16 protein-coding genes are annotated in these 14,140 nt (G+C 63.5%); 13 read left to right on the top strand and 3 right to left on the bottom strand.

What is annotated here, in order from left to right:
* Positions 1–46: 46 nt before the first annotated feature.
* Positions 47–724 carry a DNA repair protein RadC gene (gene radC / locus JNM03_RS13485; protein WP_294037326.1) on the bottom strand — a complete coding sequence of 226 codons (678 nt, stop codon included), beginning with the start codon at positions 722–724 and terminating at the stop codon, positions 47–49.
* Between the two features lie 185 nt (positions 725–909).
* Here radC and JNM03_RS13480 point away from each other — a divergent pair, with 185 nt between their 5' ends.
* From JNM03_RS13480 to JNM03_RS13445, 8 genes are all read left to right on the top strand, one after another.
* Positions 910–4,056, top strand: a complete 3,147-nt coding sequence (locus JNM03_RS13480; RefSeq protein WP_294037324.1) for a YdbH domain-containing protein — start codon at positions 910–912, stop codon at positions 4,054–4,056.
* A gap of 53 nt (positions 4,057–4,109) precedes the next feature.
* Positions 4,110–4,265, top strand: a complete 156-nt coding sequence (locus tag JNM03_RS13475) for a YnbE family lipoprotein (RefSeq protein WP_294037322.1) — start codon at positions 4,110–4,112, stop codon at positions 4,263–4,265.
* A gap of 49 nt (positions 4,266–4,314) precedes the next feature.
* Positions 4,315–4,677 carry a YdbL family protein gene (locus tag JNM03_RS13470; protein ID WP_294037321.1) on the top strand — a complete coding sequence of 121 codons (363 nt, stop codon included), beginning with the start codon at positions 4,315–4,317 and terminating at the stop codon, positions 4,675–4,677.
* Between the two features lie 229 nt (positions 4,678–4,906).
* Positions 4,907–5,236 carry an AtpZ/AtpI family protein gene (locus JNM03_RS13465; protein ID WP_294037319.1) on the top strand — a complete coding sequence of 110 codons (330 nt, stop codon included), beginning with the start codon at positions 4,907–4,909 and terminating at the stop codon, positions 5,234–5,236.
* 61 nt (positions 5,237–5,297) lie between these two features.
* Positions 5,298–6,050, top strand: a complete 753-nt coding sequence (locus JNM03_RS13460) for a F0F1 ATP synthase subunit A (RefSeq protein WP_294037317.1) — start codon at positions 5,298–5,300, stop codon at positions 6,048–6,050.
* 42 nt (positions 6,051–6,092) lie between these two features.
* Positions 6,093–6,323, top strand: a complete 231-nt coding sequence (locus tag JNM03_RS13455; protein WP_037515205.1) for a F0F1 ATP synthase subunit C — start codon at positions 6,093–6,095, stop codon at positions 6,321–6,323.
* Between the two features lie 67 nt (positions 6,324–6,390).
* The gene (locus JNM03_RS13450; RefSeq protein ID WP_294037315.1) at positions 6,391–6,888 is read left to right on the top strand and encodes an ATPase; all 498 of its coding nucleotides are present in this window, start codon (positions 6,391–6,393) and stop codon (positions 6,886–6,888) included.
* A complete protein-coding gene (locus tag JNM03_RS13445; protein ID WP_294037313.1) occupies positions 6,881–7,429 on the top strand; it encodes a F0F1 ATP synthase subunit B in 549 nt (182 codons plus the stop codon). The genes JNM03_RS13450 and JNM03_RS13445 overlap by 8 nt, the downstream gene beginning before the upstream one ends.
* Positions 7,430–7,485: 56 nt before the next feature.
* Here JNM03_RS13445 and JNM03_RS13440 read toward each other — a convergent pair whose 3' ends face one another.
* Both JNM03_RS13440 and JNM03_RS13435 read right to left on the bottom strand, forming a co-directional pair.
* Entirely contained in the window at positions 7,486–7,899 is a 414-nt protein-coding gene (locus JNM03_RS13440; protein WP_294037311.1) for a hypothetical protein, read from the bottom strand.
* A gap of 27 nt (positions 7,900–7,926) precedes the next feature.
* On the bottom strand, positions 7,927–8,646 hold the full coding sequence (locus tag JNM03_RS13435) for an SDR family oxidoreductase (protein ID WP_294037309.1): 720 nt from the start codon (positions 8,644–8,646) through the stop codon (positions 7,927–7,929).
* 70 nt (positions 8,647–8,716) lie between these two features.
* Here JNM03_RS13435 and uvrC point away from each other — a divergent pair, with 70 nt between their 5' ends.
* From uvrC to JNM03_RS13410, 5 genes are read left to right on the top strand one after another with little or no spacing between them, the layout of a single operon-like run.
* The gene (uvrC, locus tag JNM03_RS13430) at positions 8,717–10,651 is read left to right on the top strand and encodes an excinuclease ABC subunit UvrC (protein WP_294037307.1); all 1,935 of its coding nucleotides are present in this window, start codon (positions 8,717–8,719) and stop codon (positions 10,649–10,651) included.
* A 54-nt stretch (positions 10,652–10,705) separates the two neighbouring features.
* Positions 10,706–11,098: a PaaI family thioesterase gene (locus JNM03_RS13425; RefSeq protein WP_294037305.1), complete on the top strand. Its 393-nt coding sequence runs from the start codon at positions 10,706–10,708 to the stop codon at positions 11,096–11,098.
* Positions 11,086–11,823, top strand: a complete 738-nt coding sequence (gene recO, locus JNM03_RS13420; protein ID WP_294037303.1) for a DNA repair protein RecO — start codon at positions 11,086–11,088, stop codon at positions 11,821–11,823. The genes JNM03_RS13425 and recO overlap by 13 nt, the downstream gene beginning before the upstream one ends.
* 45 nt (positions 11,824–11,868) lie before the next feature.
* Positions 11,869–12,927: a 3-isopropylmalate dehydrogenase gene (gene leuB / locus JNM03_RS13415; RefSeq protein ID WP_294037301.1), complete on the top strand. Its 1,059-nt coding sequence runs from the start codon at positions 11,869–11,871 to the stop codon at positions 12,925–12,927.
* Positions 12,924–14,132: an aminotransferase class I/II-fold pyridoxal phosphate-dependent enzyme gene (locus JNM03_RS13410; protein ID WP_294037299.1), complete on the top strand. Its 1,209-nt coding sequence runs from the start codon at positions 12,924–12,926 to the stop codon at positions 14,130–14,132. The genes leuB and JNM03_RS13410 overlap by 4 nt, the downstream gene beginning before the upstream one ends.
* Positions 14,133–14,140 lie beyond the last annotated feature (8 nt).

Genomic DNA, 14,140 nt, shown 5'->3' with positions numbered 1-14,140 from the left:
GCGATGATGTCGCGGTCTTGCGTCCAAGTCAAACGGGCCCGTGTTTTCAGAGCAGCCCCATGGCGCGCAGGCTGCGATGGCCGGATCCGCCGATGATGATATGGTCGTGCAGTACAATTCCCAGCTTTCCCGCTACCTCTGCGATATCGCGGGTGATCGCGATGTCCTGCCGGCTGGGTTCCGGATTGCCGCTCGGGTGATTGTGAACAAGGATGATCGCCGATGCCCCGAGCTCGAGCGCGCGTTTGACGACCTCGCGCACATAGATTGCCGATTGGTCGATCGACCCTTCGCTCGCCACCTCGTCGCGGATGAGCATGTTGCGCGAGTTGAGATAAAGGACGCGAACTCGTTCGACCTCGATCGGCGCCATATCGGCGCGCAACCAGTCGAGCAGCGCGTCCCAACTGGAAAGCAGCGGCCTTTCACAAAATTCGCCTTTTAACATCCGCAGGCTCGTCGCCCGGACGATCTTCAACGCGGCGATCGCGCCGTCGCCCATGCCATCGATACGGCGGAGCGAATCGGGGTCCGCACCAATCAGTTGGGCGAACGATCCAAATTCGCGCAGCAGGGCTTTAGCCAGCGGCTTGGTGTCACGGCGCGGAATGGCGAGAGCCAGCAGATACTCGACCAACTCGTAATCGGCCAGGCCGTCGGCGTCGCCCAGCAGGCGCGTCCGCAAGCGCGACCGATGTCCGGCATGATCGGGTGTTGACAGCATTGCGCCGGGCATAACCAGCTTGTTCGGCGCACTCAACGGCCATAAGGTTTGCAGTATATGGCTCCGTCCCCATTATTGCAGCCAATTGCGCCGTTATGGTGTTATCTCTCTGCAAATGAAGCAGTTGAGGGCCCGGAGCAGAGAGTCATGACGTCATCCGCGGCCCGCCGATTCCCGATATCGCCATGAGCGATCCGCAGGACGCACCTCCTCGACCGCGCATCCGGACGATCCTGTTCAAGAAGCGCTGGATGACCGCGGGGGCTGTGGTTGCCCTCGTTGCTGGCCTGTGGCTTGTCCGCGAACCGATTGCCGACCGCGTTATCCGCGATCAGTTTGATGATCGCGGAATTCCGGCGAGCTATGTTGTCGAGGACATCGGGTTCCGATCGGAGCGGCTTTCCAACCTTGTAATCGGCGACCCCAAGCGCCCCGACCTGATCGCGAAGAATGTCGAAGTCGTGATCGGTTACGGCTGGTCGGGACCTTATGTGTCCGGACTGCGCGCCGACGGCGTACGCCTGTATGGCCGCTTCATAGACGGGCAGCTTTCGCTCGGCACGCTCGACAGGTTGCGCGATCCCACCGATACGACGCCCTTCGCCTTGCCCGACCTGCGGGTTCGGCTCGCCGACGCCCGGGCGCGGGTCGAAACGCCATGGGGCGATGTCGGAGCCGCGCTGAACGGAAGCGGCAACCTGCGCAGGAATTTCACCGGCACGCTTGCGTTGGTCGCGCCGCAGATCGCGGCTGCGGGCTGCACGGCACGAGGGGCAAGTTTTTATGGAACGGTGCGCGTTCGCGACGTGCGGCCGACGTTGACAGGGCCACTACGCGGCACATCGCTGGTGTGCGCCAAGGGTGGCGTGACAGCGCTGGCGCCGCAGATCGCGCTCGACGTTTCCCTGTCCGAAAATCTGCGAAGCTGGCGCGGTACCGTCGATGCCGGCATCACACAATTTGCAGCGGCCGCGCTGAGAGCGGACCGACTGGGCGCAAAGGCTTCCTTCGCCGGCACCGCCGCGCGGACGACTATCGATATCGAAGCCAGCGCTGATAAGTTGCGCGGCGCCGATTTCCTCGCGGAGTCGGTAAACCTTGACGCGAAAGGCACGGTTGGCGGCGCGGCCCCCGCGATCACTGGCCGCGTCCGTTTTGCCCGTGCAAGCGCAGGCCCGGCGCTGCGCCGATCGATCATAGACAGCGCAAAGGCGTTGAACGGCAGCCCCGTCGGGCCGCTGGCGGAACGCGCGACCGCCGCGATAGCACGGATGATCTCCGATGCCGGCGGAAGTACCGCCTTTGCGCTCACGGGCGAGGGGAAGAATGCACGGATCGAACTGATCGCCCCCGAATTGGCAAGCGCGAGCGGCGCGCGTGTCACCGCCAGTGCCGACAGCAGGATCGCCTATATTTTCGGAAACCCGCAACCCGCGGTCACCATGCTCGGTCGCTGGCGCTTCGCCGGGGGCGATCTTCCGTCAGGATCGTTGGCGCTCGACCGCCGCGCCTACGGGTTGCTCACAGGGGAAGCACGGCTCGACACCTATGGCGCAAAGGGAGCAAGGCTGGGCCTTGCGCCCGTTCGGTTTTCCGGCAACGGCGGTTTCCTTCGCTTCGAGACGACCGCGCAGCTTTCCGGACCGCTGGCCAGCGGCCGTGTCGAGGGACTTCGACTACCGATCGCAGGCGTCCTCGCATCGACGGGTGCACTCGCGCTCCGCGGCGGTTGTTCGCGCATCGGCTTCGATGGAATCGAGGTATCGGGAGTTCGCCTGGGCAGAGCAGGCGTCGATCTGTGCAGCCGACCTGGCGCTCCATTGTTGAGTGCAGGTCCCGGCGGGTTGCGCGGGGTCGTTCATATCCCCGCACTGCACTTGCGCGGTACGAGCGGCGCGTCGCCCTTTGCGCTCGATGCGCGGAACGGCGAGATCGACCTTGCTTCGCGTCGCTGGGCCGTTGCACTTGTCGACGCGCGATTGGGACAGGGCGACAGCACGACGCGCTTCGCCGCGCAGCGGATCGTAGGACGAGCCACACCGCAGGGCATGGCGGGCGAACTCGCAGGCGCGAGCGGCAAGATCGGCGCCGTCCCGCTCAACATGAACGAAATCGACGGCCAGTGGCGCTTGGCGGGCGGAAACTTGACCCTGAACGGCAATCTTGTGCTGACCGATGCCGACCCGGTTGCACGGTTCGAGCCCCTTGTCAGCCGCGATGCGGCCTTGCGTTTCGTCGACGGCGCGATCGAGGCGACCGCCGGATTTAGCGAGCGAGAGTCCGGCACCAGGATTGTCGATGCCGTCATTCAGCACCGGCTGGAGGGCGGCACAGGCGGCGCCGACCTGTTCGTTCGCGATCTGCGCTTCGACGACCGATTCCAGCCCGACCAGCTGACCCATCTGGCGCTAGGGGTCGTCGCGAAGGTGCAGGGCTCCGTCGTCGGCGACGGGCATATTCGCTGGACCCCGGCGGGCGTCACGAGCAACGGCACCTTTGCGGTTGCGAACACGGATCTTGCCGCTGCGTTCGGTCCGGTGACCGGGCTGACCACGACGCTCCGCTTCGACGATCTCATCGGGCTCAAGACTGCGCCGGGTCAAAAAGCTGAAGTCAAACAGATCAACCCCGGCTTTCCGGTTATCGATGGTGAGATCATATATGAGCTGCTCGGCGACAACCGCGTCAGGGTCGAAGGCGGGCGTTGGCCTTTTGCGGGCGGCGAGCTTCTCCTGCATCCGACGACGTTGGACTTCGCGGCCGACAGACCGCGCCGGTTGACGTTCGATGTCGTCGGGGTCGACGCAGCGGTGTTCCTGCAGAATTTCGGGTTCGACAACATCAATGCGACCGGAAAGTTCGACGGAACGCTGCCGGTCGTGTTCGACGGGCTTGGCGGACGGATCGAGAATGGCCGCATCGATGCGCGTGATGGCGGGGGCACGCTCGCCTATGTCGGCGAATTGTCGAATCACAATCTTGGCGTGATTGCCAATTTTGCCTTTGGCGCGCTGCGTTCGCTCAAATATGACGATCTGACGATTGTCCTGAACGGAGACCTCGACGGTGAAATGGTGACTGATATTCGGTTCGGCGGCGTAGGGCAGGGGGAAGGCGCCACGCGCAATTTCCTGACCAACCAGATCGCCAGGATCCCTCTGGTCTTTAACGTGAAGATCACCGGCCCCTTTCGTCAGCTCATCGGGTCGGCAAGGGGATTGTATGACCCGACCGGCTGGATCGCCGACAATCTCGACGAATTGCTGGAGCGGGAAGCTGCCGCAACCAGAGCCGGCACTGTTCAGCCCCCAGAAAGCGAGCCCGTGCAATGACACGATATAGAAATGGAATGCTCAGGCTGACCCTCGGACGGTGGGCGGCGGTGATGATCGGTGCGGCGGCGCTCGGCGGCTGCGTCCAAATCGCAACGCCGGACAAACCGATCGAAATCAACCTGAACATCAACATCCGGCAGGAAATTGCTTTGAAGCTGGATGGCGATGCGAAAAAGCTTATTGAGCAGAATGGCGACATATTCTGAGGTGACAGGAACGATGATGCTGAAACAGTGGAAACCCGCAGGATGGGCAATGGCCGCTATAGCAGCGACGGCCACGTTTGCTCTGGCCGTGCCTTCGGCGATGGCGCAGCGCGATCCGGCTTATGAAGCCGCGCGGTCGGGCGGACAGATCGGAGAGCAGCCGGACGGTTACCTCGGCTTTGTATCGAGCCCGACCCCGGCGGTGCGCGACATGGTCAACGACATCAATATCAAGCGCAAGGCTGCGTATACCAGCGGCGCGCCGGCAGGCAGCACGGTGGCGCAGTTCGCATTCATCACGGGCTGCAACCTGATCGCCAAGACCAGGCCGGGCGAGAAATACAAGGGTCCCGACGGGCAGTGGCTGACCCGCGATGCCGGTGCCCCGGTGCGCGACCCCAACTGCCCCTGATTCTGGAAACGCAAGCGGCCCGCGGGCCGTATATGCCGCCGCGCCCCTAAACGCGGCGGCATTTTTGTGCGCGCGGGGCTCAGGATCATTGTGCACCTGCGTACAAGCATTGACTTCATCGGGCGTCGTTCCTAAACGGGCCGCGCCTTAGGGGTCCCCCGATTTATCGGGCCTTTTTTCGCAGGCAGCGTCGGGATATTCCGGTTCTGTTTCAGGAGGATGGCACAAGATGACGGGGAACGGCAGCGATCCGGAACCAGCTTCGGAGGATTCGCGCCTGGTCTCGCTCGAAGAGCGATTGGACCGGGCCGAAGCCGCAGAAGCAAAACGGACCGCAGTGACCGCCGGACCGGAGACCGATGCGAATTACAAGCTCGGTAATCGTGTACTGGCCGAACTGCTGGGCGGTATCGGTGGCGGCGCGCTGGTCGGTTGGGTGATAGATCGCTTTGCCGGCACCGCACCCTGGGGCCTGTTGGTCGTGCTCTTTCTGGGAGTCATCGTGGCCTTCAGAAACATATTTCGGATTGCGAATATCCGGCCTTCAAAGCCGGATTGAAGCTGGACTTACTGGGATTTAGGCGAGGTATCGCGTGGCGGATCAAGGCAAAGTGGACCCGATGCACCAGTTTGAGGTGCAGAAGATTTTCGACATGTTCCATGTCGGCAATCACGAGGTCGCTTTTACGACCAGTGCGCTCTGGATGATCGTTGCCGGCCTGCTGTTGTGGGCTTTCATGATCGGCGGGATGAAGCGTCAGCTTGTCCCCGGCCGCTGGCAGGTTGCGGTTGAAGGCTTCACCGGTTTTATCACCAACATGATGAATGCGAATATCGGCCCGGAAGGTCGTAAATATACGCCATATGTCTTTTCGCTTTTCATGTTCATCCTGATGCTGAACATCCTGGGTCTCGCCCCGCTCGGCCTGTTCGGCGTTCACCCCTTCACCGTGACGAGCCACTTCACCATTACCGGCTTCCTCGCGATCCTGAGTTTCTCGATCGTGCTGATCGTCGGTTTCTGGCGCCACGGCCTTCATTTCTTCTCGCTCTTCGTGCCGCACGGCACGCCGATCTGGCTGATGTGGCTGATCCCGGTGATCGAACTCGTGTCGTTCCTCGTCCGTCCGTTCAGCCTCGCGCTGCGACTGTTCGTCGCGATGACCGCCGGCCACGTGCTGATGAAGGTATTCGCATCGTTCATCATCGACGGTCTTGCGGCCAGCCCCGTGATTGGTGCTGGCGTCGGTATCCCGAGCATGGCGCTGATGGTCGGGATCAGCGGTCTGGAACTGCTGGTTGCCGGCATTCAGGCTTATGTGTTCGCTCTGCTCACGTCGCTCTATCTGAACGATGCGATCAATCTGCACTGATATTTCAACCGTATAATTTTCGTTTTTCCCAAGGAGTATAAAATGGACGTTCAAGCTGCTTCGCTCATCGGCGCCGGTCTGGCCGCTATCGGTGCCGGTATGGCCGCCATCGGTGTGGGCAACGTGTTCGGAAGCTTCCTCGAAAGCGCGCTGCGCAACCCCGCGGCTGCCGACGGCCAGCAGGGCCGCCTGTTCATCGGCTTTGCGGCCGCCGAACTTCTCGGCCTGCTGTCGTTTCTGATCGCGATCCTGCTGTACCTCAAGGCAGCCTGATTTCGTCTGCGGGGCGGGCCTTTAGGCTCGCCCCGCGGCCATTTTCTTTTGTCGGTCGAGAGTATCCATGCCTCAAATCAGCCAATTCGCTGAAAGCTGGTACGCCGCATCCCAGATTTTCTGGGTGCTGCTGACCTTTGGCTTCGTTTTCCTGGTTATCGGTCGCGGCATGCTGCCGAAGATCGAGGCGACGGTGGACGCCCGCGATCGCAAGGTCGCCGACGATCTGGCGGCAGCGAAGGCCGCCCATTCGGCGGCGGATAACCTCGAAGAAAGCTATCGCCAGCAGAGCGATGCCAGCCGGGTCGCCGCGCAGAAGGCGGTCGCCGACGCGAAAGCCAAGGCTGCACGCGACGCCGAAAAGCGCCTCGCGAAGGTCGATGCCGAACTGGCGGAAAAGCTGACCGCCGCCGAAGCCGACGTCGGCGCGGCGCGCAAGTCTGCGATGGCCGAAATCGAATCTGTAGCTGCGGAAGCGGCGAGTGATCTGGTCGCCAAGCTTTCGGGTGCGAAAGTGGGTGCAGCGGATGCCAAAGCGGCGGTGAAGGCGGTGCTCCATGGCTGATTTCCTGTTCATTCTGTCTGAAGCGGCAGGCGCCGCGACGCACGGTGAGCCGAAGTCGTTCGGGATTATCGACGCAACGGCGTGGGTCTCGATCGCAATGGCGATCTTCATCGCTATTCTGCTGTGGAAGAAGGTGCCCACAATGGTTGCGGGCATGCTCGACAACAAGATTGCCGAGATTTCGAAGCAGCTCGGCGAGGCCGAGCAACTTCGCCTGGAAGCCGAATCGCTGAAGGCCGAATATGAGGCGAAGCTGGCGCGTGCGGCAAAGGAAGCCGACGAGATGCGGGCTCGCGCCGACGCCGAGGCGGAAACGTTGGTCGCGAAGGCCAAGGCCGATGCTACCGCGCTGATCGCACGTCGCAAGCAAATGGCCGAAGACCGTATCGCCGCGGCCGAGGCCAATGCGCTCGCAGAGGTCCGCACTGCCGCTGCCAAGGCAGCGACCGATGCCGCGGCCCGACTGATTGCCGACAAGCATGATGCCAAAGCCGACAAGGCGCTGGTCGACGACGCGATTGCGGCGGTCGCCAAGGCCTGACCGTCCCGAGTTGTCGGAAGCAGGCGCCCGCGGAAATCCGCGGGCGTTTTGCTATATCAATCGCGCGGACGGATCGCGGGCGGTCCCTGTCGGACGCCCGGCGGCGGTTCCATGTGCTTGAACCGCTCGCAGCGCCCGTCGAGCGAAGTATCGATCTTGCCGCCGACAAGAACGAGCAGCCGGATGGATAGCGTCTGCCGGTCGAGCTCATAGGCGATTTCGAAACCACCGCCGTCCGGTGCGGGCGTGATTTCTTCGCCGAGGATGATGATCTGCCCCGACCTTTTGACGGTGTAGCGATCGATACCGCCGCTATCGGAAATCCAGGCCGGCCCTGACCCCGGCCGAACCAACAGCATGAACTTCTCGCTCCCCGGCCGTCCGCGCATCGTGCAGGCATAAGCGTCCAACGACGGCGGACGCGCGGTGTCGAGAGCGAGGAGCATGATAGCCAGGAGCAGGCTGCTCAATCGAAATATCCTCGATGACTGATGGGGTCAGAACCGGATCATGATCCGCCGCGCCAGTGCGGGCGAGATACTGTTCACCATTTGCAGCAGCTTCACCATCCCCGCGTTCACCTCACTTTTACCCGTGCGGATGCCAGCGACGATCTCGGCCGCGCAATCGTGCGCGCTCATCTTTTTCCCGCTGCGACCGGTGGTCATGTTCGTCTCGACGACGGGCGGCAGCGCCTCGATCACGCGGACATTACTGTCTTTCAACAGGTGCCGGATAGCCTGGGTATAGCTGCGTAGCCCGGCCTTGGTCGCACAGTAGATCGACCCGCCGGCGCGTGGTGCGATGGCAAGGCCCGACGTCACGTTGACGATCGCGGCATCGGGCTGGGCGCGAAGCGTCGGCAACAGCCGGGTGCACAGTGCGATCGGTGCGTCGAGGTTGGTACGGATACAATGCACCGCACTGTCCAGCGAGGCGGCGTCTTCCAGCTCATACTCGCTGCCGACCCCGGCATTGTTCACGAGCAGCGCAAGCGGCTTTCCGGCAACGCCGTTCACTACTGCGTCGACGCCGGTGGCCGTGGAAAGATCGCCGGCGATCGTGCCAAAGCCAAGCGCCGCCATCGCCTGCAATTTTTCGGCAGACCGCCCCGTGACGATGACATCGGCGCCCGCACCCTGCAATTGAAGCGCGATCTCTCGCCCGATACCATCGCTCCCCCCCGTGACGAGCGCCAGCTTGCCGCGAACATCCATGAGACCCTCCTTCATTGTTTTGCTGCGCGCACTATGGCGAGTGCCATCGGCATCGCCTACATGCAAAATCATGGCTCGCCCCAACGCTCCCGACCGATTCAATGAAGAGAAATCCGTCTATGTCGTCCGCGGCAGCGGCGACGAAGGCGATCAGCCCGATCTCGAACGCGGCGCCGACGCGATCCGGACCGTCGTGCGCAAGCTGCCAACGCGCCCCGGTGTCTATCGCATGCTCGATGTCCGCGGCGACGTGCTGTACGTCGGCAAGGCGCGCGCGCTCAAGAATCGGGTCGCCAACTATACGCAGGTTGCGCGCCTGCCCCAGCGATTGCAGCGAATGGTTGCGCAGACGCGCGCGATGGAAATCGTCACGACGAACAGCGAGGCAGAGGCGTTGCTGCTCGAGGCGCAGCTGATCAAGCGCTATCGACCGCCCTACAATGTGCTGCTGCGCGACGACAAAAGCTTCCCGTTCATTCTGCTGCGCACCGATCACGACTTTCCGCGCGTCCAGAAGCATCGCGGCGCCCGGCGCGCCAAGGGGCGCTATTACGGACCTTTCGCCAGTGCGGGGTCGGTGCACCGCACCCTCAACGCCCTGCAAAAGACATTCCTGCTGCGAAGCTGTACCGACAGTTTCTTCGCGAACCGATCACGCCCCTGCCTGCTCTACCAGATCCGCCGCTGTTCAGCGCCGTGCGTCGGCCGGATCGACAAGCACGACTACGCCGCGCTGGTTGGCGACGCGCAGGACTTCCTCGAGGGCCGATCGACCGCGGTACAGAAACGCCTCGGCGATGCGATGACGCGGGCGGCCGAGGCAATGGATTTCGAACAGGCCGCGGTGCTGCGCGACCGGCTGAAATCCCTGACCTTCATCCAGGGAAGTCAGTCGGTGCATGCCGACGGACTGGGCGACGCCGATGTCTTTGCGCTCGCGGCAAAGGGTGGCCAGCTCTGCATAGCCGGCTTTTTCATCCGCGGAGGGCAAAATTGGGGGCATCGCAGCTTTTTTCCCGCGCACGTATCGGGCGTGCCGGAGGTCGAAGTGATGGCGAGCTTCCTGATGCAATTTTACGAAGGCGTGCCGCCGCCAAAGCTGGTGCTCGTTGATCGGGAGCCTGCCGAATATGAACTGCTCGCCGAAGCCCTGGGCGAGACCGCAGGCCGCAAGGTGGAGATCAGCGTACCGCAGCGCGGTAACCGCCGTCGCTTGCTGGAACAGGCCATCCGGAACGCCGGCGAAGAGTTGGACCGCCGGCTCGCCGAAAGCAGCACGCAGGCGAAGCTCGGCCGGGATCTTGCCGAGCTCTTTGACCTCGACGATATTCCCAGGCGCATCGAAATCTATGACAACAGCCACATCCAGGGAACCAACGCGCTGGGCGCGATGGTCGTCGCAGGTCCGGAAGGCTGGATCAAGGGCGCCTACCGCAAGTTCAACATCAAGCGCTCGGAGACTCAGCCGGGCGATGATTTCGCGATGATGCGCGAGGTGTTTCAGCGCCGCTTTGCGCGCGCGATCGAGGAAGATCCGGAACGGGTGAAGGGGGAATGGCCCGACCTCGTACTGATCGACGGCGGCAAAGGGCAGGTGTCGGCGGTCGCGGCGGTGTTCGCCGAACTGGGGATCGACGACGTGACCTTCATCGGCGTCGCCAAGGGGCCGGATCGGAACGCGGGTCGCGAAACCTTCTATCACCCCGACGGCCGCGAATTCACGCTGCCGCCGAACAATGCGGTGCTGTTCTATATCCAGCGCCTGCGCGACGAAGCACATCGCTTTGCGATCGGCGCGCACCGGGCGAAGAGGTCGAAAGCGATGGGGGCGTCACCGCTCGACGAGGTTCCGGGCATCGGTCCTTCGCGCAAAAAAGCGCTGCTGATGCACTTCGGCACCGCGCGCGCGATCAGGGGCGCGAGCCTCGAAGACTTGCAAAAGGCGCCGGGGGTCAGCGCCGCGGTCGCCCAGTCAGTGTATGATTTCTACAATCCCGGAAGCTGACGCATGTTGGTTTGCCCTCATGACCTTCCGGGATGACACAGGGGAGAAACACATATGGATTTCGCAGCAATGATGCCGCTCGCGGCAACGCTGGGCGTCACGATCGATGAGGGCAGCAGAGAGCGCGTGGCCGGGAAGCTTCCCGTGCGAGCCGATATCTGCACTGCCGGCAACATCGCCCATGGGGGTACGATCATGGCCTTCGCCGACTGCCTCGGCGCCGTGGGGGCGTTCCTGACTCTCCCCGAGGGGGCCAGTGGAACGACGACGATCGAGAGCAAGACCAACTTTCTCGGCGCGGGCCCGCTCGGCTCGACCCTCGTTGGCGAAGCAACGCCAGTGAAGATCGGCAAGCGCCTGTCGGTTTGGCAGACGCGCATCCGGACCGAGGATGGCGCCGAGGTCGCGCTCGTGACCCAGACGCAGATGGTGCTTTGGCCAGCCTGACCGCCGACGCGATCGTCTGCGCGGTGCGCGCGCACGGCGAACATGGCGCGATTCTGCGTGCGCTGACCCATGAGGCGGGGCTGGTGGCGGGCTATGTCCGTGGCGGTCGCTCGCGCCGATTGCGGCCGATCCTGATGCCGGGCAATCTGGTCGCACTCGAACTGCGGGCACGAACCGAGGAGCAGCTCGCCGGCGCCACAGTGGAAATGCTGGCGAGCCGCGCGCCCCTGCTCGCCGAACCGCTGGCCGCCGCGGCCATCGACTGGGTGACGAACCTGACCGCGGCGACGCTTCCCGAAAGCCAGCCTTATCCGGCGCTTTACGCGGCTTTGTCGGCGGTCCTTGATGCGATCAGCGCGGCGCCTTCGGCGCGGCTGTGGGCGGCCGCGCTGGCGCGATATGAGCTATTATTGCTCGCCGAACTGGGTTTCGGGCTCAATCTTGACGAATGCGTCGTGACCGGTTCGGCCGACGGGCTGGCTTTCATCAGTCCGAAGACGGGCGGCGCGGTGACGGCGGTGGCGGCGGCGGGGTATGAGCGCCGCCTGCTTCGACTCCCGGCCTTCCTGACCGGGCGCGATATCGACCCGTCGCTGCCCGATGTTCTCGACGCCCTTGCGATCACGGAGCATTTTCTTGGCCGCGATCTGCTCGATGGCCGGAACCGCGATCTGATCGAAACCCGCGCGCGTCTGATCGACCGGCTCAACAGGGCAGTTGCGTGACTCGCCGTCGCTCCCTAAGCGGCAGGCGAGACACGAAAGGGCGAAATGGTGCAAATCCTGCTGCTGGCTGGCGACGGTATCGGTCCAGAGATCATGGCGGAGGCCGAGAAAGTGCTCGCGGCGCTGGCTCTTCCGGTGACGCTCGGTCGGGGGCTGGTTGGGGGGGCGGCCTTTGAGGCGAACGGTCACCCGCTGCCGCCCGAGACGCTGACCAAAGCGAAAGCGGCCGATGCCATTCTCTTCGGCGCCGTCGGCGACCCGCGGTTCGACAATGTCGAACGCCATCTGCGGCCCGAACAGGCGATTCTGGGCTTGCGCGCTGAGCTCGGCCTGTTCGCCAATCTGCGCCCGGCCAAGCTCTTCTCCGGCCTGGAAGACAGCTCCGCCCTGCGGCCCGAAGTCGCGTCGGCAATCGACCTGCTGATCGTCCGGGAACTGAATGGCGATGTCTATTTCGGCGAAAAGGGCACGCGGACGACCGCCAAGGGCGAACGCGAGGGCTATGACATCATGTCGTACAGCGAAAGCGAAGTGCGGCGTATCGCCCACGTCGCCTTTCGCGCCGCACGAGGGCGCAAGCAGCGGCTCTGTTCGGTGGACAAGGCCAATGTCCTTGAAACGTCGCAGCTCTGGCGTGACGTGGTGATCGAGGTCGCGGCCGAATATCCCGACGTCGCGCTGAGTCACATGTATGTCGACAATGCCGCGATGCAGTTGGTGCGTAATCCGGGCCAGTTCGACGTGATCGTCACCGGCAACCTGTTCGGCGACATTCTTTCGGATCAGGCGTCGATGTGCGTGGGGTCCATCGGCCTGCTGGCGTCGGCGTCGCTTGGCGCGGGGACGCTCGGGCTGTACGAGCCGATTCATGGCAGCGCGCCGGACATAGCGGGGAAGGGCATCGCCAACCCGCTGGCGATGATCCTGTCGCTGGCCATGCTGCTTCGCCATTCGGGCGGCGATGAAGCAAGCGCGGCGCGGATCGAGGCGGCGGTGGCCAGCGTGCTGGCCGACGGTTGCCGCGGCGCCGACCTTGGCGGGAGTATGGGTACGGCGGCGCTCGGAAACGCAGTTGTGGCAGCTTTGAACGGACAGGACAGATGAAGAAGACGACAGGTTTCGATCGCAGCACGACAAAGAAGTGGCACGCCGCGACGCAGGCGGTGCGTGGCGGCACCTGGCGCAGCGAGCATGGCGAGACGTCGGAAGCGTTGTTCCTGACCTCGGGCTACAGCTACGACAATGCAGAGAGCGTTGCGGCGCGTTTCAGCGGTGAAGAGCAGGGCATGACCTATTCGCGCCTGCAGAACCCGACGGTGGCGATGCTCGAAGAGCGGATCGCGCTGATCGAGGGAGCCGAAGCGTGCCGCGTTCAATCGAGCGGCATGGCCGCGATGACGACGGCGCTACTGTCTCAATTGTCGGCAGGCGATCATATCGTGTCGGCAAAGGCCGCTTTCGGATCGTGTCGCTGGCTCGTCGACACCCTGTGTCCGCGCTTCGGGATCGAATCGACCGTGGTCGAGGGGAGCGATAATGCCGCCTGGGAGCGGGCGATCCGCCCCAACACCAAGGTCTTTTTCTTCGAGACCCCCGCCAATCCGACCCTCGACATCGTCGATATGGCCTATGTCTGCGGCCTGGCCAAAGCCCACGGCATCACCAGCGTCGTCGACAACGCCTTCGCGACCGCCGTGCTCCAGCGCCCGCTCGAGTTCGGCGCCGATGTCGTCGCCTATTCCGCGACCAAGCTGATGGAAGGGCAGGGGCGCGTCCTCGCGGGAGCAGTCTGCGGTACCGAGAAGTTCATGAACGAGGTTTTGCTGCCGTTTCAGCGCAACACCGGCCCCAACCTGTCCCCGTTCAACGCCTGGGTGGTCCTGAAAGGCCTCGAAACGTTGCAATTGCGCGCCCAGCGCCAGTCGGAGAATGCGCTCGCGGTTGGCCAGGCGATCGAAGGGCGCGTCGCGCGGATGCTGCATCCCGGCCTTGCCAGCCATCCCCAATATGAACTGGCGTCGCGCCAGATGGACGCTTGCGGTCCGATCTTCGCCTTCGAACTGCCCGGTGGCGCTGCGCAGGCGATGGCGTTCCTGAACGCACTCGAACTGGTGGATATCAGCAATAATATCGGCGATTCGCGTAGCCTCTGCTGCCACCCGTGGACGACCACCCATTATGGGGTCAGCCCCGACGTGCGGCTCGACATGGGGGTCGGCGAGGGATTGCTGCGTATCAATATCGGACTGGAAGACCCCCGTGACGTTATCGCCGATCTGGACCAGGCATTGACCAGGGTCGGGCTTTGAGCGACGCT

Source organism: Sphingopyxis sp., from assembly GCF_016793825.1.
Lineage (GTDB): Bacteria > Pseudomonadota > Alphaproteobacteria > Sphingomonadales > Sphingomonadaceae > Sphingopyxis.
The sequence above is the reverse complement of the archived record's forward strand: the minus strand, read 5'-3'. Positions and strand labels throughout refer to the sequence as shown.

Bases quoted from the DNA above. Each gene is read 5' to 3' on its own strand.
- radC (WP_294037326.1), bottom strand. From the start codon at position 724: ATGCTGTCAACACCCGATCATGCCGGACATCGGTCGCGCTTGCGGACG.
- JNM03_RS13480 (WP_294037324.1), top strand. From the start codon at position 910: ATGAGCGATCCGCAGGACGCACCTCCTCGACCGCGCATCCGGACGATC.
- JNM03_RS13475 (WP_294037322.1), top strand. From the start codon at position 4,110: ATGATCGGTGCGGCGGCGCTCGGCGGCTGCGTCCAAATCGCAACGCCG.
- JNM03_RS13470 (WP_294037321.1), top strand. From the start codon at position 4,315: ATGGCCGCTATAGCAGCGACGGCCACGTTTGCTCTGGCCGTGCCTTCG.
- JNM03_RS13465 (WP_294037319.1), top strand. From the start codon at position 4,907: ATGACGGGGAACGGCAGCGATCCGGAACCAGCTTCGGAGGATTCGCGC.
- JNM03_RS13460 (WP_294037317.1), top strand. From the start codon at position 5,298: ATGCACCAGTTTGAGGTGCAGAAGATTTTCGACATGTTCCATGTCGGC.
- JNM03_RS13455 (WP_037515205.1), top strand. From the start codon at position 6,093: ATGGACGTTCAAGCTGCTTCGCTCATCGGCGCCGGTCTGGCCGCTATC.
- JNM03_RS13450 (WP_294037315.1), top strand. From the start codon at position 6,391: ATGCCTCAAATCAGCCAATTCGCTGAAAGCTGGTACGCCGCATCCCAG.
- JNM03_RS13445 (WP_294037313.1), top strand. From the start codon at position 6,881: ATGGCTGATTTCCTGTTCATTCTGTCTGAAGCGGCAGGCGCCGCGACG.
- JNM03_RS13435 (WP_294037309.1), bottom strand. From the start codon at position 8,646: ATGGATGTTCGCGGCAAGCTGGCGCTCGTCACGGGGGGGAGCGATGGT.
- uvrC (WP_294037307.1), top strand. From the start codon at position 8,717: ATGGCTCGCCCCAACGCTCCCGACCGATTCAATGAAGAGAAATCCGTC.
- JNM03_RS13425 (WP_294037305.1), top strand. From the start codon at position 10,706: ATGGATTTCGCAGCAATGATGCCGCTCGCGGCAACGCTGGGCGTCACG.
- leuB (WP_294037301.1), top strand. From the start codon at position 11,869: ATGGTGCAAATCCTGCTGCTGGCTGGCGACGGTATCGGTCCAGAGATC.
- JNM03_RS13410 (WP_294037299.1), top strand. From the start codon at position 12,924: ATGAAGAAGACGACAGGTTTCGATCGCAGCACGACAAAGAAGTGGCAC.